Raw genomic sequence first — 13,509 nt, forward strand, 5'->3', positions numbered from 1 at the left:
GCCTGCATCAAATTAATTCAATAATATCAATAGTTGGCGGTACACGAAAACGAAAAGGTACCCCAACCATTCCAGTCCCTACCGTTACAAATACATCTGCATGTTCGTGCTTGTACAAACCGCGTTTATGCCCCAGTATCGAGACTTTCTTCATAATATAGTTGGTTACCCAAGGCAGTTCGACCTGTCCACCATGAGTATGGCCTGAAAGCATGAGGGGACGTGTCGGTAAAGCAGGTACCATATCTACTGTATCTGGATTATGCGACAAAATTAACCAAGGCTTGTCTTGAGGTAACTCTGGAAGTAAGCGCATGTCTGTTTTACCTGCCCACAAGTCACCTACTCCAATCAGTCGGAATTCATCAAATTCAACAATCTTCCCCTCAATGTCGATGACATTGTTACTCTCTAATGCGTGTCGTAATAATTCCTGAATAGGCGGTCCCGGATACTGTTCGTCATGATTGCCGGTCACCGAATATACGGGTGCCTTAATCTCACGCAACATCTCAAGTTCTTTTGCCAGCTGGTTTTCAGGTTCATATGTCCAGTCTCCGGCAACCACAACAATATCAGGATTTTCCTGATTAATTTTATTTACAATAATCTTAAGCTGGCGTTCATGTCCGGAAAATAAACCTATATGCAAGTCAGCAACCAGAGCAACCTTAACCGGTTTTTGAAAAGGTTTTTCAGGATTTAAAGAGAACCGGTGCCGATGTACATGCACTAAATGAGGCTCAATAAAACGTGCATAGATCAGCACACTGCTGAGAAGAAAGACAAATACAGCTTCATGGATACTGAAATAACCACTCCAGCCTGCATACAGGCTAAAAAAGAATAAGGGAAAAAGCAGATAAGAAAGATAGAAAGCCAATAGATGCACAAAGGCTTTAAAAGGATGAATCGTTTCGGTACGCGATTGGCTGATCCAGGCTTGAGAGACTGCCCAGAGCGCAATGAGTCCAAAGCTCAGATAAAAGTAAAATACTAGGGATGTCAGTTTCAGCATACTCTATCTCTGATCCATATCGCCCCGAATGGGCTATATATTTATATTTTGTTACGACCCAATTATACTCTAGCTCAGTTCTGTACTCGTAAGCATATTGCTACGGTTTCTTCTGTCCTATCGGTCACTCTTATTTATGCGTTTACGATCTTTGAAATCTTCGTCTGGCGCTGTGCTATTAGCGAGCTGCAGTTTACTGCTCACTGTTCCGGCTTGTACCACGCTACCTCGACAAATGCCTCAAGTTCCTCAGTACGCCCATGATATTGATGCAAGCCAAACCAGCCTTTCGCAGATCGTTACACCACTACGTGAACAGAATCCGGGCCTGACAGGTTACCATGTGCTATATGATCCACTTGAAGCATTGGCAGCACGTCTACGTCTCATCGATAAAGCTGAAAAATCTTTAGATCTGCAATACTACATCTGGGACAACGACCGGATTGGTGCACTGGCTCTGCATGCCCTGATTCGTGCTGCAGACCGCGGTGTTAAAGTCAGGCTCCTGATAGATGATAACAATGCCAAGAACATGGAAGGAATTTATTTAGCGTTATCACAACATAAAAACATTGAAATTAAACTATTTAATCCGTATCGCTTCCGGAAATACCGTGCCATGGACATGGTGCTTGACCTAAAACGCATCAACCGACGTATGCATAATAAAAGTTTTATTGCTGACCACCAAATTGCCCTGATCGGTGGACGTAACATGAGCAACCAGTACTATAACGTTAGTGAAACCTATCAGTTCTCAGATGTTGATGTCATGCTGGTAGGGTCAGCAGTTGATGATATTGTGCATTCCTTTGATGACTACTGGAATGATGATTATGCCTATCCGGTTAAGGAAATTGTCAGTGCACAGCGGCATCATTTACGCTATGAAAGCCTGAAACGTCAGCTCGACATCCATAATCAGGAAGTGAGTGTACAAAACTATCTGGATCTGACGAACCGTTCTAAAGCATTTGATGAATGGCTTTATCACAAAATTGGTTTTGACTGGGTAAAAGCAGAGGTCGTTAAAGATCCACCTGAAAAAATTAAAGCAAAAGCAAAAAAGGAAGGTTTACTCAATTTTCAGTTATTAAAATATCTGGATAAACCAGAACAGAGTGTTGATCTGATCTCGGCCTATTTTGTTCCTGAAAAGCAAGGTGCGAAAATGCTGAGCCAGCTGGCAGAAGACGGTATTAAAGTTCGGGTACTCACTAACTCTTATGCAGCAAATGACGTCGCCGTTGTACACGCATTTTATGCCAAGTACCGTCAACAGTTGCTCGAAAATGGTGTACAGCTTTATGAGTTTCTACCTGCTGTCACGGATGAAGAACTAAATGAAGTAAATCAGGAGATTTCAAAAAAAGCCAAAGTCAGCATGAAAGGACTCAGTCGCTCCAGCCTGCATGCCAAAATGATGGCACTAGATGAAAAACAGGTATTTATTGGTTCTTTTAATTTTGATCCCCGTTCAGCCTATTTAAACTCTGAAATTGGAGTCATTCTTAACAGCCCTCAACTGGCGAACGCTGTGCATAAAACTATGGATGAAAATCTTAAAAAATATGCATATAAACTGGTTTTAGATGCCAATAATAAACTGACCTGGGAATTCCAGCCACAAGAGCCGGGTGGAAAGATCTATCATAAAGAGCCACGAATGAAATGGTGGGAACGTGCCGGCATTAAGGCCCTGTCTTGGTTACCTCTAGAAGGCTTTATGTAAAGTATTCAGAACAGAAAATAAAAAGCTCAGACGACCGAGCTTTTTATTTTCAAATTGGCTATTCAATTTAAGATATAGCAGTAGTTTTTAAAACATTTTGATGTAGTTCGGCCAGACCGTTGACCATAGCCTGCTGGACTTCAGCAGTTAAGCTCTCAAGCGTATGGCCTTCTACTGAAATAGCGGGTAAAGCCATCAGGTGGGCTGTAACAGGTGGCATTTCAAGTACACGGCGCACATGTTCAGCAAAAGTCAGATCATCAATAAACGGAACAATCGTATCTAACTTTCCCTGCTGGTTAACATAACAGATCAGCGCAATCTGTACCGGTTTGTGTGCAGCCAATGCGGCGCCCAGCAAACGGCCATATATCCGCTTGATATAACTGCCATCAGATGTAGTGGCCTCAGGAAAAAATAGAACCGGAATATCCTGTTTCAAAAAATCGGTAAGCTGCTCACGAATTCTGGTTGAATCACCAGAACCCCGTTTAATAAATAACGTACCGCCTGCTTTAGCCAGTTTACCCAGCACTGGCCACTGTTCAATTTCGGCCTTGGCCAAGAAAAATACCCGTGCTGCTGAACCAATTACTGCGATATCCAACCATGAAATATGATTACTGACCCAAAGTGCTGGCTGGCGAGGAATAGTGCCATGAATCCGCACCTCGACATTAAATACCTCGCCAAGACGGCGACAGAAATACTGTACATAACGGGTATTTTCTACTTTATTAGGATGCTTATATAACCTGTGACGATAAACCAGATAAAAGCCCTCTATGATAAGTGCTATACCCGTGACGATTTTTTTACTGTAAAGCCAGATTTTAGAAAGCCCGGAGACCGGCACAGGCTGAGTGGAAAGCTGAGACATAGAGTTATCACTAAAACTGATCATATTTTAACAATTTCAATTGCAGCTCCATTCTATACTTTTAAAGCACTCCTTGCATTGATGATAAAAACCGAACATAAGGATAAAAAAATTCAATTTTAATTATTTTATCCAATCAAATATTATATATTCATCGGATTAATAAATAGAGGTAAGGTGATGAAAGTATCTAACCAGCAGCAGCCCCCTGTAGAACATATTGAAATGTTTTCTACCTTAAAAACTATTTTAGGCTGGTCAATTCTGTATGCCGGTGGAATGATCTTAACAGCTCAGGCCTTTTCCAGCATGATCTAAAGCTTGTTACCGAATTTAATTAATTAAGCTCGCGTAGGATACAGCTTTTATTTAAAATGAAGTTTTAATGCTAGAGAGTCTACAGATTAGTGGAATATTTTGAGCGACATCAAGGTGGTGAACGAGCAATCCTGGTCAGTGTTTCGGTCCAGTTATTGGAAGATATCGATACCGAAGAGTTTCGCCTTTTAGCTCAATCAGCAGGCGCTGAAATCCTACACCATGTAACTGCACAACGTATTAAGCCAGACCCAAAACTTTTTATTGGTTCAGGTAAAGCAGAAGAAATTGCTGAACTGGTCAAGACTGAAGAGATTGATCTGGTTATTTTTGACCATTCCCTGTCTCCTGCACAGGAACGTAACCTCGAACGAGTCATGCAGTGCCGTGTCATTGACCGGACTGGCCTTATCCTGGATATTTTTGCACAGCGTGCTCGGACTCATGAAGGTAAACTGCAGGTTGAGCTGGCACAACTTGAACATTTGTCTACCCGTCTGGTGCGTGGCTGGACTCACCTAGAACGACAAAAAGGCGGGATCGGCTTGCGTGGGCCGGGGGGATCACAGCTAGAAACAGACCGTCGCTTACTGCGGATCCGTATGGGCCAGCTAAAAGACAAACTTGAAAAAGTACGCCAGACCCGCATGCAAGGACGTGCTGCACGTCAGAAAGCTGCTATTCCAACTGTTTCACTAGTGGGTTATACCAATGCCGGTAAGTCTACCCTGTTTAATATATTGGCAAATACTGAAGTCTATGCGGCTAACCAGCTCTTTGCCACATTAGATCCAACCTTACGGCGACTGGAATGGGATGGTATTGGCAGTCTGGTACTGGCTGATACGGTAGGGTTTGTACGTAACCTGCCCCACTCTCTGGTAGAGTCATTTAAGGCTACGCTCGAAGAAACACTGGAAGCGACTTTGTTGCTGCATGTGATTGATAGCAGCACCCCTGATATGATGGAACAGATTGATGCCGTAGAGTCAGTGCTTAAAGAAATTGGAGCTGATGTACCTGTACTGCGCGTATACAATAAGATCGATGTAAGTGGTGAAGCAGCCAAAATTATCTATGCCAAACCGCACATGCCGGAACGGGTGTATGTATCGGCACATTCAGGCCAGGGACTTGAACTGCTACGTCAGGCTGTTCAGGAATGCCTGATGGGCCAACTCCAGCAATTTGAACTGGTCCTCAATCCTGCTTATGGCAAGCTACGTACACAGCTTTATGCTCTGAATGTGATCCAATCAGAAGCCTATGATGATGAAGGTCAACTTCATCTGACTGTGAATATGGCCCCCCACAAACTCGAGCAACTGATCAAGCAAGCTCATTTACCCATTGATGAAATACTTGGTCAGAACTCTCAACAGTTCAAACGACCACTGGAAGAGTTTGAAATCAGGGACCAGATAGGTTAAAACGTGATAAATAACGTTTTAAAAAAGCTGAATAAGACATGGACCGAATTAAAAATATAGACTGGGCCGCTTGGGCAGGTACGCTTGCCCTGATTGTTATCTTCCGTGAAGCTGCTGTTTGGGTCATGTCAATCTGGAATCATCCTGAACTGGGTAATCTGACTGGACTGATCAGCCTGCTGATTATCCTGTTGATCTGGCGTAGATTTAAAAAATTGCCACACCGTCTGGTGGATACCAATAATAAGATCATGAAAGAAAGCGCTTTTGCCTTTTTACCCATCTGTGCCGGCTCACTTATGATGCTGATACATATGGGTAAAGATATTCCGTTATTTCTGGTAGTGCTGGTGATCAGTACCCTGTTCCCGTTATGGGTTTATGCAAAAATGGCAAAACGCTGGTTATAAGGAATAAAAACGATGCTCATGATTATTTTTGGCTTTTTGCTAACTACAGTCAGCTACTTCTGTGCAAAATATTTGAATCAACGATTTCCTCAGGTCCCTCTACTGGTTTTTGGTATGTTCATTGTGGTCGGACTGCTAGCCTTGCTTCAGCAGCCTTATGAAGATTACATGCAGAATGTCAATCCAATTTTTAATCGACTGCTGGGTTATGTAACTGTCGCTTTAGCTGTCCCGCTGGCGGCCATGCGTTATGACGATCTTCCCTTAAAAACAATGGTCGGCATTCTGGTCTTTGCCAGTGTTAGTGCGGTTGCATTACCCATGACTCTTGCTTATTTATTGCACATGTCTGAGCCCACTGTTTTAGCTTTTGCAACCCGGGCAGTCACAACACCAATTGCACTGAACATTGCTACCTTGTTACATGCACCTTTGACTCTCGTCACCCTGATTGTAATTCTATCCGGTGTGATTGGGGCTGCTTTTTCACCTTTGCTCTTGAGACACATTAATGATGAACGGGCGTCTGGCCTTGCACTGGGGTTAGCAGCACATGCAATTGGTACAGCTCAAGCTTGGCAACGTGGACAGGTTGCCGGTCGTTATGCAGCATTTGGAATGGCTGTCAATGGTGTATTTACCGCAATCTGGCTTCCAACATTCTTGCTTTATTTACAATAAATGTGACCTGGTAATCATAAATAAAGATTGAAGAGTTTAAAGTTTAACCTTACTATAACATTTGTGATCATTTTCATACAAAAAGGATTTGAATGATGCAGAAAATTAAGTTTGCCAGCGCCATCATTTTTTCCGCATTGTCGAGTGCAGCCTTTGCACAGGATATTTCGGGGACCTGGAAAAATATTGACGATAAAACTGGCTCATCTAAAGCATTGATTGAGATCAGGCAGGAAGCCAATGGTTCATTTACTGGTCGTATTATCAAAGTTACACCACGTCCAGGTTATACACCTAAAGAAACATGTGTAAATTGTCCAGCGCCTTATACCAATAAACCAATTCTTGGTATGGATGTATTAACTGGTCTCAAACATACTGAAGGTGAAAATTATACGGGCGGCCGTATTATCGATCCTTTAAGTGGAAAAATTTACAGCATGAAAGCCAAACTGAGTTCGAATGGTAAACGTCTTCAGTTACGTGGTTATGTTGGCGTTTCTGCTTTGGGGCGTAATCAGACTTGGATTCGTCAGGACTAATTCAATCTATAAAATCTTTTCATTAAAAAACCACTCATACCGAGTGGTTTTTTATAGATTATTTCTAACAATTTTTTCTAGCATATTGCTCATTAAGAAATTAATAAGCCTCTAGTCAACGCAAGGATTATCGACTTTAAATAATTGCTGATCTTCTAGACGAAATGCAACCAGCTGATTTCCCCAGACACAGCCTCCATCAACATTCTGAATATTCGTACTGACAGTCTTAGCCTGTAAGGCTGCCCAATGACCAAATACAATCTGATGTGTTTCTGCGGCTTTAGAATCAAATTCAAACCAAGGCTGAAAGCCTGCCGGCATTGGATCATCTAAAGAATCCTTGAAGCTGAACTCAAGACGGCCTTCTGCATTGCTAAGGCGCATCCGGGTCAAATAATTGGTAATACAGCGTAAACGCGCATTACCCTGCAATTTATCTGACCATATGTCTGGTTCTGTGCCGTACATCGCGCTTAGAAAGTCATCCAATACTGTAAAATTTTCATGAGCCAGTATAGCCTCCACCTCATGGGCCAAGCAGGCAGCCTGTTCTGCGGTCCAGATACAAGGCACGCCGGCATGGGTTAGTATTGTTTTCTCGTCAGGAAATAGACACAGGGGCTGTTTTCGCAACCAGTCAATCAGCTCGTCACTATCTATAGCATCAATCACTTCCTGAGTTTTATCTTTAGGTTTGGTTTCTTTCAAACCACGGGCACAGGCCAAAAGATTCAGATCATGATTTCCCAGAACTGTAGCTGCTGCCCCATTCTCAACCAGTTTTTTGACAAAGCGCAATGCACCCAGTGAGTTTTCACCACGTGCGACAATATCACCAGCAAACCAGATAAAATCTTGGCTAGCGTCAAACTGAATATGCTTGAGTAATGCTTTTAAAGCCTCAAAACAGCCCTGTATGTCTCCGATAATATAGTTATAGCGTTTTGCCATATCTTAGTTCACCATATTGTCAGAAAGAGCAACAAATTCGGCAAGTGTTAATGTTTCCGGACGTGCCATCGGATTAACCCCGGCTTTTTCAAAACCATTTTCTGCCAGCATTCCTTTTAAGCTGTTACGCAGAGTTTTACGACGCTGGGTAAAAACATGCGAAACTAAACGTGCCAAAGCCTTTTCATTCTGGGCTACGATCGGTTTGTCTTTGTAGGGTTCCAGACGAAATACTGCAGATGTCACTTTTGGTGGTGGATTAAATGAACCGGGTGGCACTTCAAACAAATAGGTCGGCTTGCAATAATACTGAATCATCACTGACAGGCGCCCATATTCTTTAGTATTTGGTTCAGCGGTAATTCTATCTACAACTTCTTTTTGCAGCATAAAATGCATATCTTTGACTTTATCGCCAAACTCCAGGAGATGAAACAATAATGGCGTAGAAATATTGTAAGGCAGATTGCCTACTGCACGTAATGGCTGACCTTCTTTAAAAAGCTGACTGAAATCATATTTTAATGCATCGGATTCTATAATGGTCAAACGCTCAGGATAAGGTACCCGTCCAGGCAAACCTGCTGCAAGATCACGGTCCAGTTCCACCACGGTCAGTGCTTCACACTCGGCAATAAGAGGTGCAGTTAACGCAGCCAGTCCAGGACCAATTTCTACAATATTATCACCCGGCTGAGGATTGACTGAACGTACAATTTTTTCAATTACCCGTTGATCATGCAGGAAGTTTTGGCCAAAGCGTTTTCGCGCCTTATGCCCTTCATCTTTAGGGTTTAGGGCATTAATATGATACATAGAACGATTTCCAACAAAAATTAGTGAGCTAACTCAAGCGCCAGGTCAACCGCAACCTGTAGGCTTGAACTTTTTGCCCGACCAGTTCCGGCAAGCGATAATGCAGTGCCGTGATCAACTGAAGTACGAATAAACGGTAAACCCAATGTAATATTGATGGCTTCACCAAAACCTTGAGATTTTAACACAGGTAGCCCTTGGTCGTGATACATGGCCAAAACAGCATCAGCATCCTTTAGGTTTTCTGGCGTAAATAATGTATCAGCGGGCAGGCTCAGACTCATATTAATATCTTGTGCACGGTAATGTTCTAACACCGGGTTAATTACTTCAATTTCTTCACGGCCCAGATAACCATTTTCACCTGCATGCGGATTTAGTCCACAAACCAGAATCTTCGGTTGCTCAATCTTAAATTTAGTTTTTAAATCATGAAGCAGAATATTGATCACTTGATGCAGGCGTTCTTCTGTAATGGCATCTGGAACAGCACGCAAGGGCAAATGAGTAGTGACCAGTGCTACTCTTAAGGTTTTGGTTGCCAGCATCATCACTACACGCTCTACTCCGGCAAACTCCTGATAGTACTCAGTGTGTCCACTAAATTTTATTCCAGCTTCATTGATTACAGATTTTTGTACAGGTGCAGTCGCTACCCCCGCGCTTTTTCCTGTCATGGCATAAGCCGCCGAGCGCTGTAACTGCTCAAGTACGTATGCTGAATTTTGGGGATTTAACTCACCATTTTTACAAGGTACTTTTAGAGGAACATGTTCGACATATAATTCACCGGGAACACAAGCTTGCTGCTGTCCTGTATAGTCTATCAGTTTAAGGCTATAGCCCAGTTGTTCCGCACGGTCGAGTAACAATGTGCGGTCAGCCAGAATAACAATCGGCCGTCGATCCATACGTTCTGCCAAACTGAGACAAATATCTGGACCAATTCCTGCCGGCTCACCACTGGTCACATATAAAGGCAGCATACTTAACGACTCCTGAGTTTTAAGGATGATTAACTTCAGACCTAATCATCTTTAATTTATATTGTACAGCTGAGAGCATTGTATAGGGTCTTAAATTGTATGTAGCAGCGTTATGCTTATTAAAATAAAGAAGCTTCCAGATAAAAGATTTTATAGCTTCATCAATTTTATTTAAAACTCTATAGATATAGAGAATACTAGCAGTAAAATTAATATTTAAAATATTAGGGCTCGTCATATAGTGCTAATACAGACTATAAACTGACTAGCCCTTTTTGAATCCCTTCATTCTTTATGAAGTACAAGCACTTCACACAAATTTAGTGCCGTATTTTTAAAAAGGCCTACCTTTCTTTAACTAAGATATCTTTATACAAATTTGCTTTAGAAGGATCCAGTAAACAACCTTCTCTTTTTATAATTTAAAGCGTAACATTAGAAGCCTAATACTCGATTTTTTTATTGTGGTTCTCCTGATTATCGGGTAGAATTCGGTCTCCTTTTTGTTTGGACAGCTTCTTTGTCCAAACCAACTATAATAGGTAGTGGTTGAATGAAAACTCTCAGCGCGAAGCCAGCTGAAGTACAACACGACTGGTACGTTGTTGATGCTTCTGGCAAAACTCTTGGTCGTCTAGCGACTGAAATCGCTCGTCGTTTACGCGGTAAACACAAGACTTCTTATACTCCTCACGTTGACACTGGTGATTACATCGTTGTGATTAACGCTGAGCAAGTTCAAGTAACTGGTAACAAGGCACTTGACAAGAAATACTATCGCCACACTGAATTCCCAGGCGGTTTAAAAGAGACTAACTTTGAAAAGTTAATCGCTCACAAACCTGAAGCAGTTCTAGAAAAAGCTGTTAAAGGTATGTTGCCAAAAGGTCCTCTTGGTTATGCAATGATCAAGAAGATGAAAGTGTACGCTGGTAGCGAGCATCCACACGCTGCTCAACAGCCACAAGTTTTGGATATCTAAGGGATACAGCACATGGCTACTAACTATGGCACAGGTCGCCGTAAGACCGCAACTGCACGTGTTTTCCTATCAGCTGGTACTGGTAAACTCGTGATCAACAACCGTTCTTTAGAGCAATATTTCGGTCGTGAAACTGCTCGTATGGTTGTACGTCAGCCTTTAGAGCTTCTTGAAGCTACTGAAAAATATAACCTTTACATCACTGTTAAAGGTGGTGGTATCGGTGGTCAAGCTGGTGCAATCCGTCACGGTATTACCCGTGCTCTGATCGCTGCTGACGAAACACTAAAACCGTCTCTTCGTCAGGCTGGTTTCGTAACTCGTGATGCTCGTGAAGTTGAACGTAAGAAACTTGGTCTACGTAAAGCACGTAAACGTCCTCAGTTCTCTAAACGTTAATTCGTTTACTGAATCGGTCAAAGAAGCTCTGGTTTTTATCAGGGCTTTTTTATTGATTCATCCTTCTATTCTAAAGCAGACGATTAGGTTTTTATTGCTCATGAACATCCTTACCCCAGATTCCTTCATGACACCAGAATGACTTGTTTAAATAGTAATTAATTACCCCGATCATAATAAAAAATATTAATAGCATTAATTTAATCATCATTTTATCTCACTCCTGTCATTTTTCTTATAATCTATCCCGTCTTAATAGGATTAGTCCTTTATGGTTCGTGCTTTTTAGGTTGAATTTTAGTATCCTAATTTATCCACTTTGCTTCTTGCTGGTTTATGTCTTTGGAAAATACACCACTACAGGGTATTACGTTATATAGTCATGCAGATGACTTCCGCTCACACTGGATTCGCTTGGTACTGGCTGAAAAACAGATTAAATACCATCTGGTATTGGTTGATCATGAAGATGAAGACCTAGCCAGCCTGAATCCTTATAACCGCTTGCCAATGCTGGTTGAACAAGATCTTAAGCTCTTCAATACAGTCATTATTTCTGAATATATTGATGATCGCTATAGACAAAATAAGCTTTATGCGGATGCACCTATGCAGCGTGCAGAGCAGCGTCAATATATCTGGCGTCTTGAACAGGACTGGCTCAGACTTGCAGACATCCTGCTATGCCATAGCGACACATTGAGCCAGCCAGAACAAAAACAGGCACGGCAGGAGCTTAAAGATACCTTGGTTTCATTAACTCCGCTTTTTCAACATTTTCCCTATTTTATGTCTGAAAACTTTACAATATTAGATTGTATGCTGGCACCTATTTTTATACGGTTAAAATCTATGGGAATTGAACTGCCAAGACAGCATTGCCGGCCAATCCTGCTTTATTGTCAGCGTATTTTTAGCCGTCCTGCTTTTGTCAAATCGATGACCCAGCAAGAAAAAAACCGTTTCAATGAAATTCTAGTTAATCAATAGAGCTCGATTATGACTGAACAAGAACTTAACTTGTCCCCTACCCGTCCTTATCTGGCCCGGGCAATATATGAATGGATTTGTGATAACCAGCTAACACCACACTTGCTGGTCAATGCAACCCATCCTCAAGCGATGGTTCCAGAACAGTTTGTTCAAGACGGACAGATTGTGCTTAATATTGCACCTCATGCAGTACATCAATTTCATATGAGTAATGAGGCTATTACTTTCTCCGCACGTTTTTCCGGCGCATCTCGCGAACTCTATGTTCCTATTGAGGCAGTACTAGGCTTATATGCACGTGAAAATGGTCAGGGCTTATTTTTCGATCCAGCAGAATATCCAGATACCCAAACAGAAAAAGATACTTTAAAATCTGCTGAACAAGAAACAACTGATTCACCTAAGAAAAAACCGAGTTTGAGACTTTTAGATTAAAAAAATTAGGGAGTTCACCATGGCTTTTGATTTAGTCCAATATTTCGCTGAGCAAATACAAATTCAAAAGCCTCAGCTGCTTAAACAATACCCAGCTGACCAAAGAAAAAAGTATATTTGTGAAATTAATACGCTTGCTTTAGCAAAGCTGATTACTTTATGGCGTTATGATGCCAATAAGGTTTATCAAGAAATTCGTACTCAAGATCAGCTGTATATACAGGAAATCGCCCGGCATTTAACCACCTGCCCTAAGAATCAGTCCAATTTAAGTAAATTTGAGCTGGAAGATGCGATTACACAGGTATTATCAGTACAGTTCTCTGAAATTAAACAGTTAGATGATACGGGGAATTTCGGTCCTTCAGGACTAAAAGAACTCTTACTAGGACAAATTGAACACCTATCCGGACAGGCAGATGACTGGGTTTGGGCAACAAGTGAGCTAACTGAGTTGATAGGTTCTAAACCAATTGAGCAAGAAGAGTTATCATTAGAAGAAACCATGAAGGAGTTTAATCAAATGGTAAATCAGCAAAATATTCAAGAGAGCCCTCATCAGGAGCCTGTACAAGCACTACAATCCACTACAGAGTCTAATCCACTTGTGCCTGGGTGGGCACGAGTCCTTGAGCCAATTGTAGCACTTGTGATTCTTTGGATTCTGTTTAGTGCTTATCATAATCTGATGGGTTAACTAATATAAAACTTATAAGAATTAGGGCTGAACTGCCCTTTTTCTTTATCCTCATAATTTTTTAGTTAGTTAATTTTTCATAAGTTTAAATAATTTTTTAATAGTCAGCCCCTACTAAAGGTACTTCCACTTTTCCATCCCCTGCATAAAAAAAAGCCCCCTCAATGAGGGGGCTTTTTAGAATAATGAGCTGGCGATGACTTACTCTCACATGGGTAACCCCACACTACCAT

At 41.7% G+C, this 13,509-nt stretch carries 16 protein-coding genes; 11 read left to right on the plus strand and 5 right to left on the minus strand.

The window, feature by feature from the left end:
* Positions 1 to 7: 7 nt before the first annotated feature.
* Positions 8 to 1,018, minus strand: a complete 1,011-nt coding sequence (locus J502_RS09725) for a metallophosphoesterase (RefSeq protein ID WP_005016086.1) — start codon at positions 1,016 to 1,018, stop codon at positions 8 to 10.
* Positions 1,019 to 1,154: 136 nt separating this feature from the next.
* Here J502_RS09725 and J502_RS09730 point away from each other — a divergent pair, with 136 nt between their 5' ends.
* On the plus strand, positions 1,155 to 2,753 hold the full coding sequence (locus J502_RS09730; RefSeq protein ID WP_005404333.1) for a phospholipase D family protein: 1,599 nt from the start codon (positions 1,155 to 1,157) through the stop codon (positions 2,751 to 2,753).
* A 67-nt stretch (positions 2,754 to 2,820) separates the two neighbouring features.
* Here the strand turns inward: J502_RS09730 and J502_RS09735 are convergent, their stop codons facing one another.
* Positions 2,821 to 3,633, minus strand: coding sequence for a lysophospholipid acyltransferase family protein (locus tag J502_RS09735; protein ID WP_034680291.1), 813 nt, complete (start codon positions 3,631 to 3,633; stop codon positions 2,821 to 2,823).
* Positions 3,634 to 3,813: 180 nt separating this feature from the next.
* Between J502_RS09735 and J502_RS16955 the strand changes: the two genes are divergently transcribed.
* The 5 genes from J502_RS16955 (at position 3,814) to J502_RS09755 (ending at position 7,014) form a co-directional block, all read left to right on the plus strand.
* Positions 3,814 to 3,951 carry a hypothetical protein gene (locus tag J502_RS16955; protein WP_005024813.1) on the plus strand — a complete coding sequence of 46 codons (138 nt, stop codon included), beginning with the start codon at positions 3,814 to 3,816 and terminating at the stop codon, positions 3,949 to 3,951.
* A gap of 89 nt (positions 3,952 to 4,040) precedes the next feature.
* On the plus strand, positions 4,041 to 5,381 hold the full coding sequence (gene hflX, locus J502_RS09740) for a ribosome rescue GTPase HflX (protein WP_034672559.1): 1,341 nt from the start codon (positions 4,041 to 4,043) through the stop codon (positions 5,379 to 5,381).
* A 38-nt stretch (positions 5,382 to 5,419) separates the two neighbouring features.
* Positions 5,420 to 5,791, plus strand: coding sequence for a hypothetical protein (locus J502_RS09745; RefSeq protein ID WP_005016094.1), 372 nt, complete (start codon positions 5,420 to 5,422; stop codon positions 5,789 to 5,791).
* A gap of 12 nt (positions 5,792 to 5,803) precedes the next feature.
* Entirely contained in the window at positions 5,804 to 6,472 is a 669-nt protein-coding gene (locus tag J502_RS09750) for an LrgB family protein (RefSeq protein WP_005016095.1), read from the plus strand.
* 95 nt (positions 6,473 to 6,567) lie between these two features.
* Positions 6,568 to 7,014 carry a DUF2147 domain-containing protein gene (locus tag J502_RS09755; protein ID WP_005404335.1) on the plus strand — a complete coding sequence of 149 codons (447 nt, stop codon included), beginning with the start codon at positions 6,568 to 6,570 and terminating at the stop codon, positions 7,012 to 7,014.
* A 111-nt stretch (positions 7,015 to 7,125) separates the two neighbouring features.
* Here J502_RS09755 and J502_RS09760 read toward each other — a convergent pair whose 3' ends face one another.
* Genes J502_RS09760 through pdxA form a run of 3 tightly spaced genes read right to left on the minus strand, consistent with a single transcriptional unit; the run spans position 7,126 to position 9,770 of the window.
* A complete protein-coding gene (locus J502_RS09760; RefSeq protein ID WP_005016098.1) occupies positions 7,126 to 7,968 on the minus strand; it encodes a symmetrical bis(5'-nucleosyl)-tetraphosphatase in 843 nt (280 codons plus the stop codon).
* Between the two features lie 3 nt (positions 7,969 to 7,971).
* The gene (gene rsmA / locus J502_RS09765; RefSeq protein WP_005016100.1) at positions 7,972 to 8,784 is read right to left on the minus strand and encodes a 16S rRNA (adenine(1518)-N(6)/adenine(1519)-N(6))-dimethyltransferase RsmA; all 813 of its coding nucleotides are present in this window, start codon (positions 8,782 to 8,784) and stop codon (positions 7,972 to 7,974) included.
* Between the two features lie 20 nt (positions 8,785 to 8,804).
* Entirely contained in the window at positions 8,805 to 9,770 is a 966-nt protein-coding gene (gene pdxA, locus J502_RS09770) for a 4-hydroxythreonine-4-phosphate dehydrogenase PdxA (RefSeq protein WP_005016104.1), read from the minus strand.
* Positions 9,771 to 10,323: 553 nt separating this feature from the next.
* On the opposite strand from pdxA, the gene rplM reads away from it, so the two are divergent.
* From rplM to J502_RS09795, 5 genes are all read left to right on the plus strand, one after another.
* Positions 10,324 to 10,752 carry a 50S ribosomal protein L13 gene (gene rplM / locus J502_RS09775; RefSeq protein WP_005016108.1) on the plus strand — a complete coding sequence of 143 codons (429 nt, stop codon included), beginning with the start codon at positions 10,324 to 10,326 and terminating at the stop codon, positions 10,750 to 10,752.
* Between the two features lie 12 nt (positions 10,753 to 10,764).
* On the plus strand, positions 10,765 to 11,151 hold the full coding sequence (gene rpsI / locus J502_RS09780) for a 30S ribosomal protein S9 (RefSeq protein ID WP_034683952.1): 387 nt from the start codon (positions 10,765 to 10,767) through the stop codon (positions 11,149 to 11,151).
* Between the two features lie 336 nt (positions 11,152 to 11,487).
* Positions 11,488 to 12,141: a glutathione S-transferase N-terminal domain-containing protein gene (locus J502_RS09785; RefSeq protein WP_005016115.1), complete on the plus strand. Its 654-nt coding sequence runs from the start codon at positions 11,488 to 11,490 to the stop codon at positions 12,139 to 12,141.
* Positions 12,142 to 12,150: 9 nt separating this feature from the next.
* A complete protein-coding gene (locus J502_RS09790; protein WP_005016118.1) occupies positions 12,151 to 12,579 on the plus strand; it encodes a ClpXP protease specificity-enhancing factor in 429 nt (142 codons plus the stop codon).
* Positions 12,580 to 12,598: 19 nt separating this feature from the next.
* Complete coding sequence (locus tag J502_RS09795) at positions 12,599 to 13,276, plus strand: hypothetical protein (RefSeq protein WP_005016122.1); 678 nt, start codon at positions 12,599 to 12,601, stop codon at positions 13,274 to 13,276.
* Positions 13,277 to 13,509: the final 233 nt, after the last annotated feature.

Origin of the sequence: Acinetobacter sp. 1294596 (assembly GCF_000582925.1) — a bacterium.
Taxonomy (GTDB): Bacteria; Pseudomonadota; Gammaproteobacteria; order Pseudomonadales; family Moraxellaceae; genus Acinetobacter; species Acinetobacter radioresistens.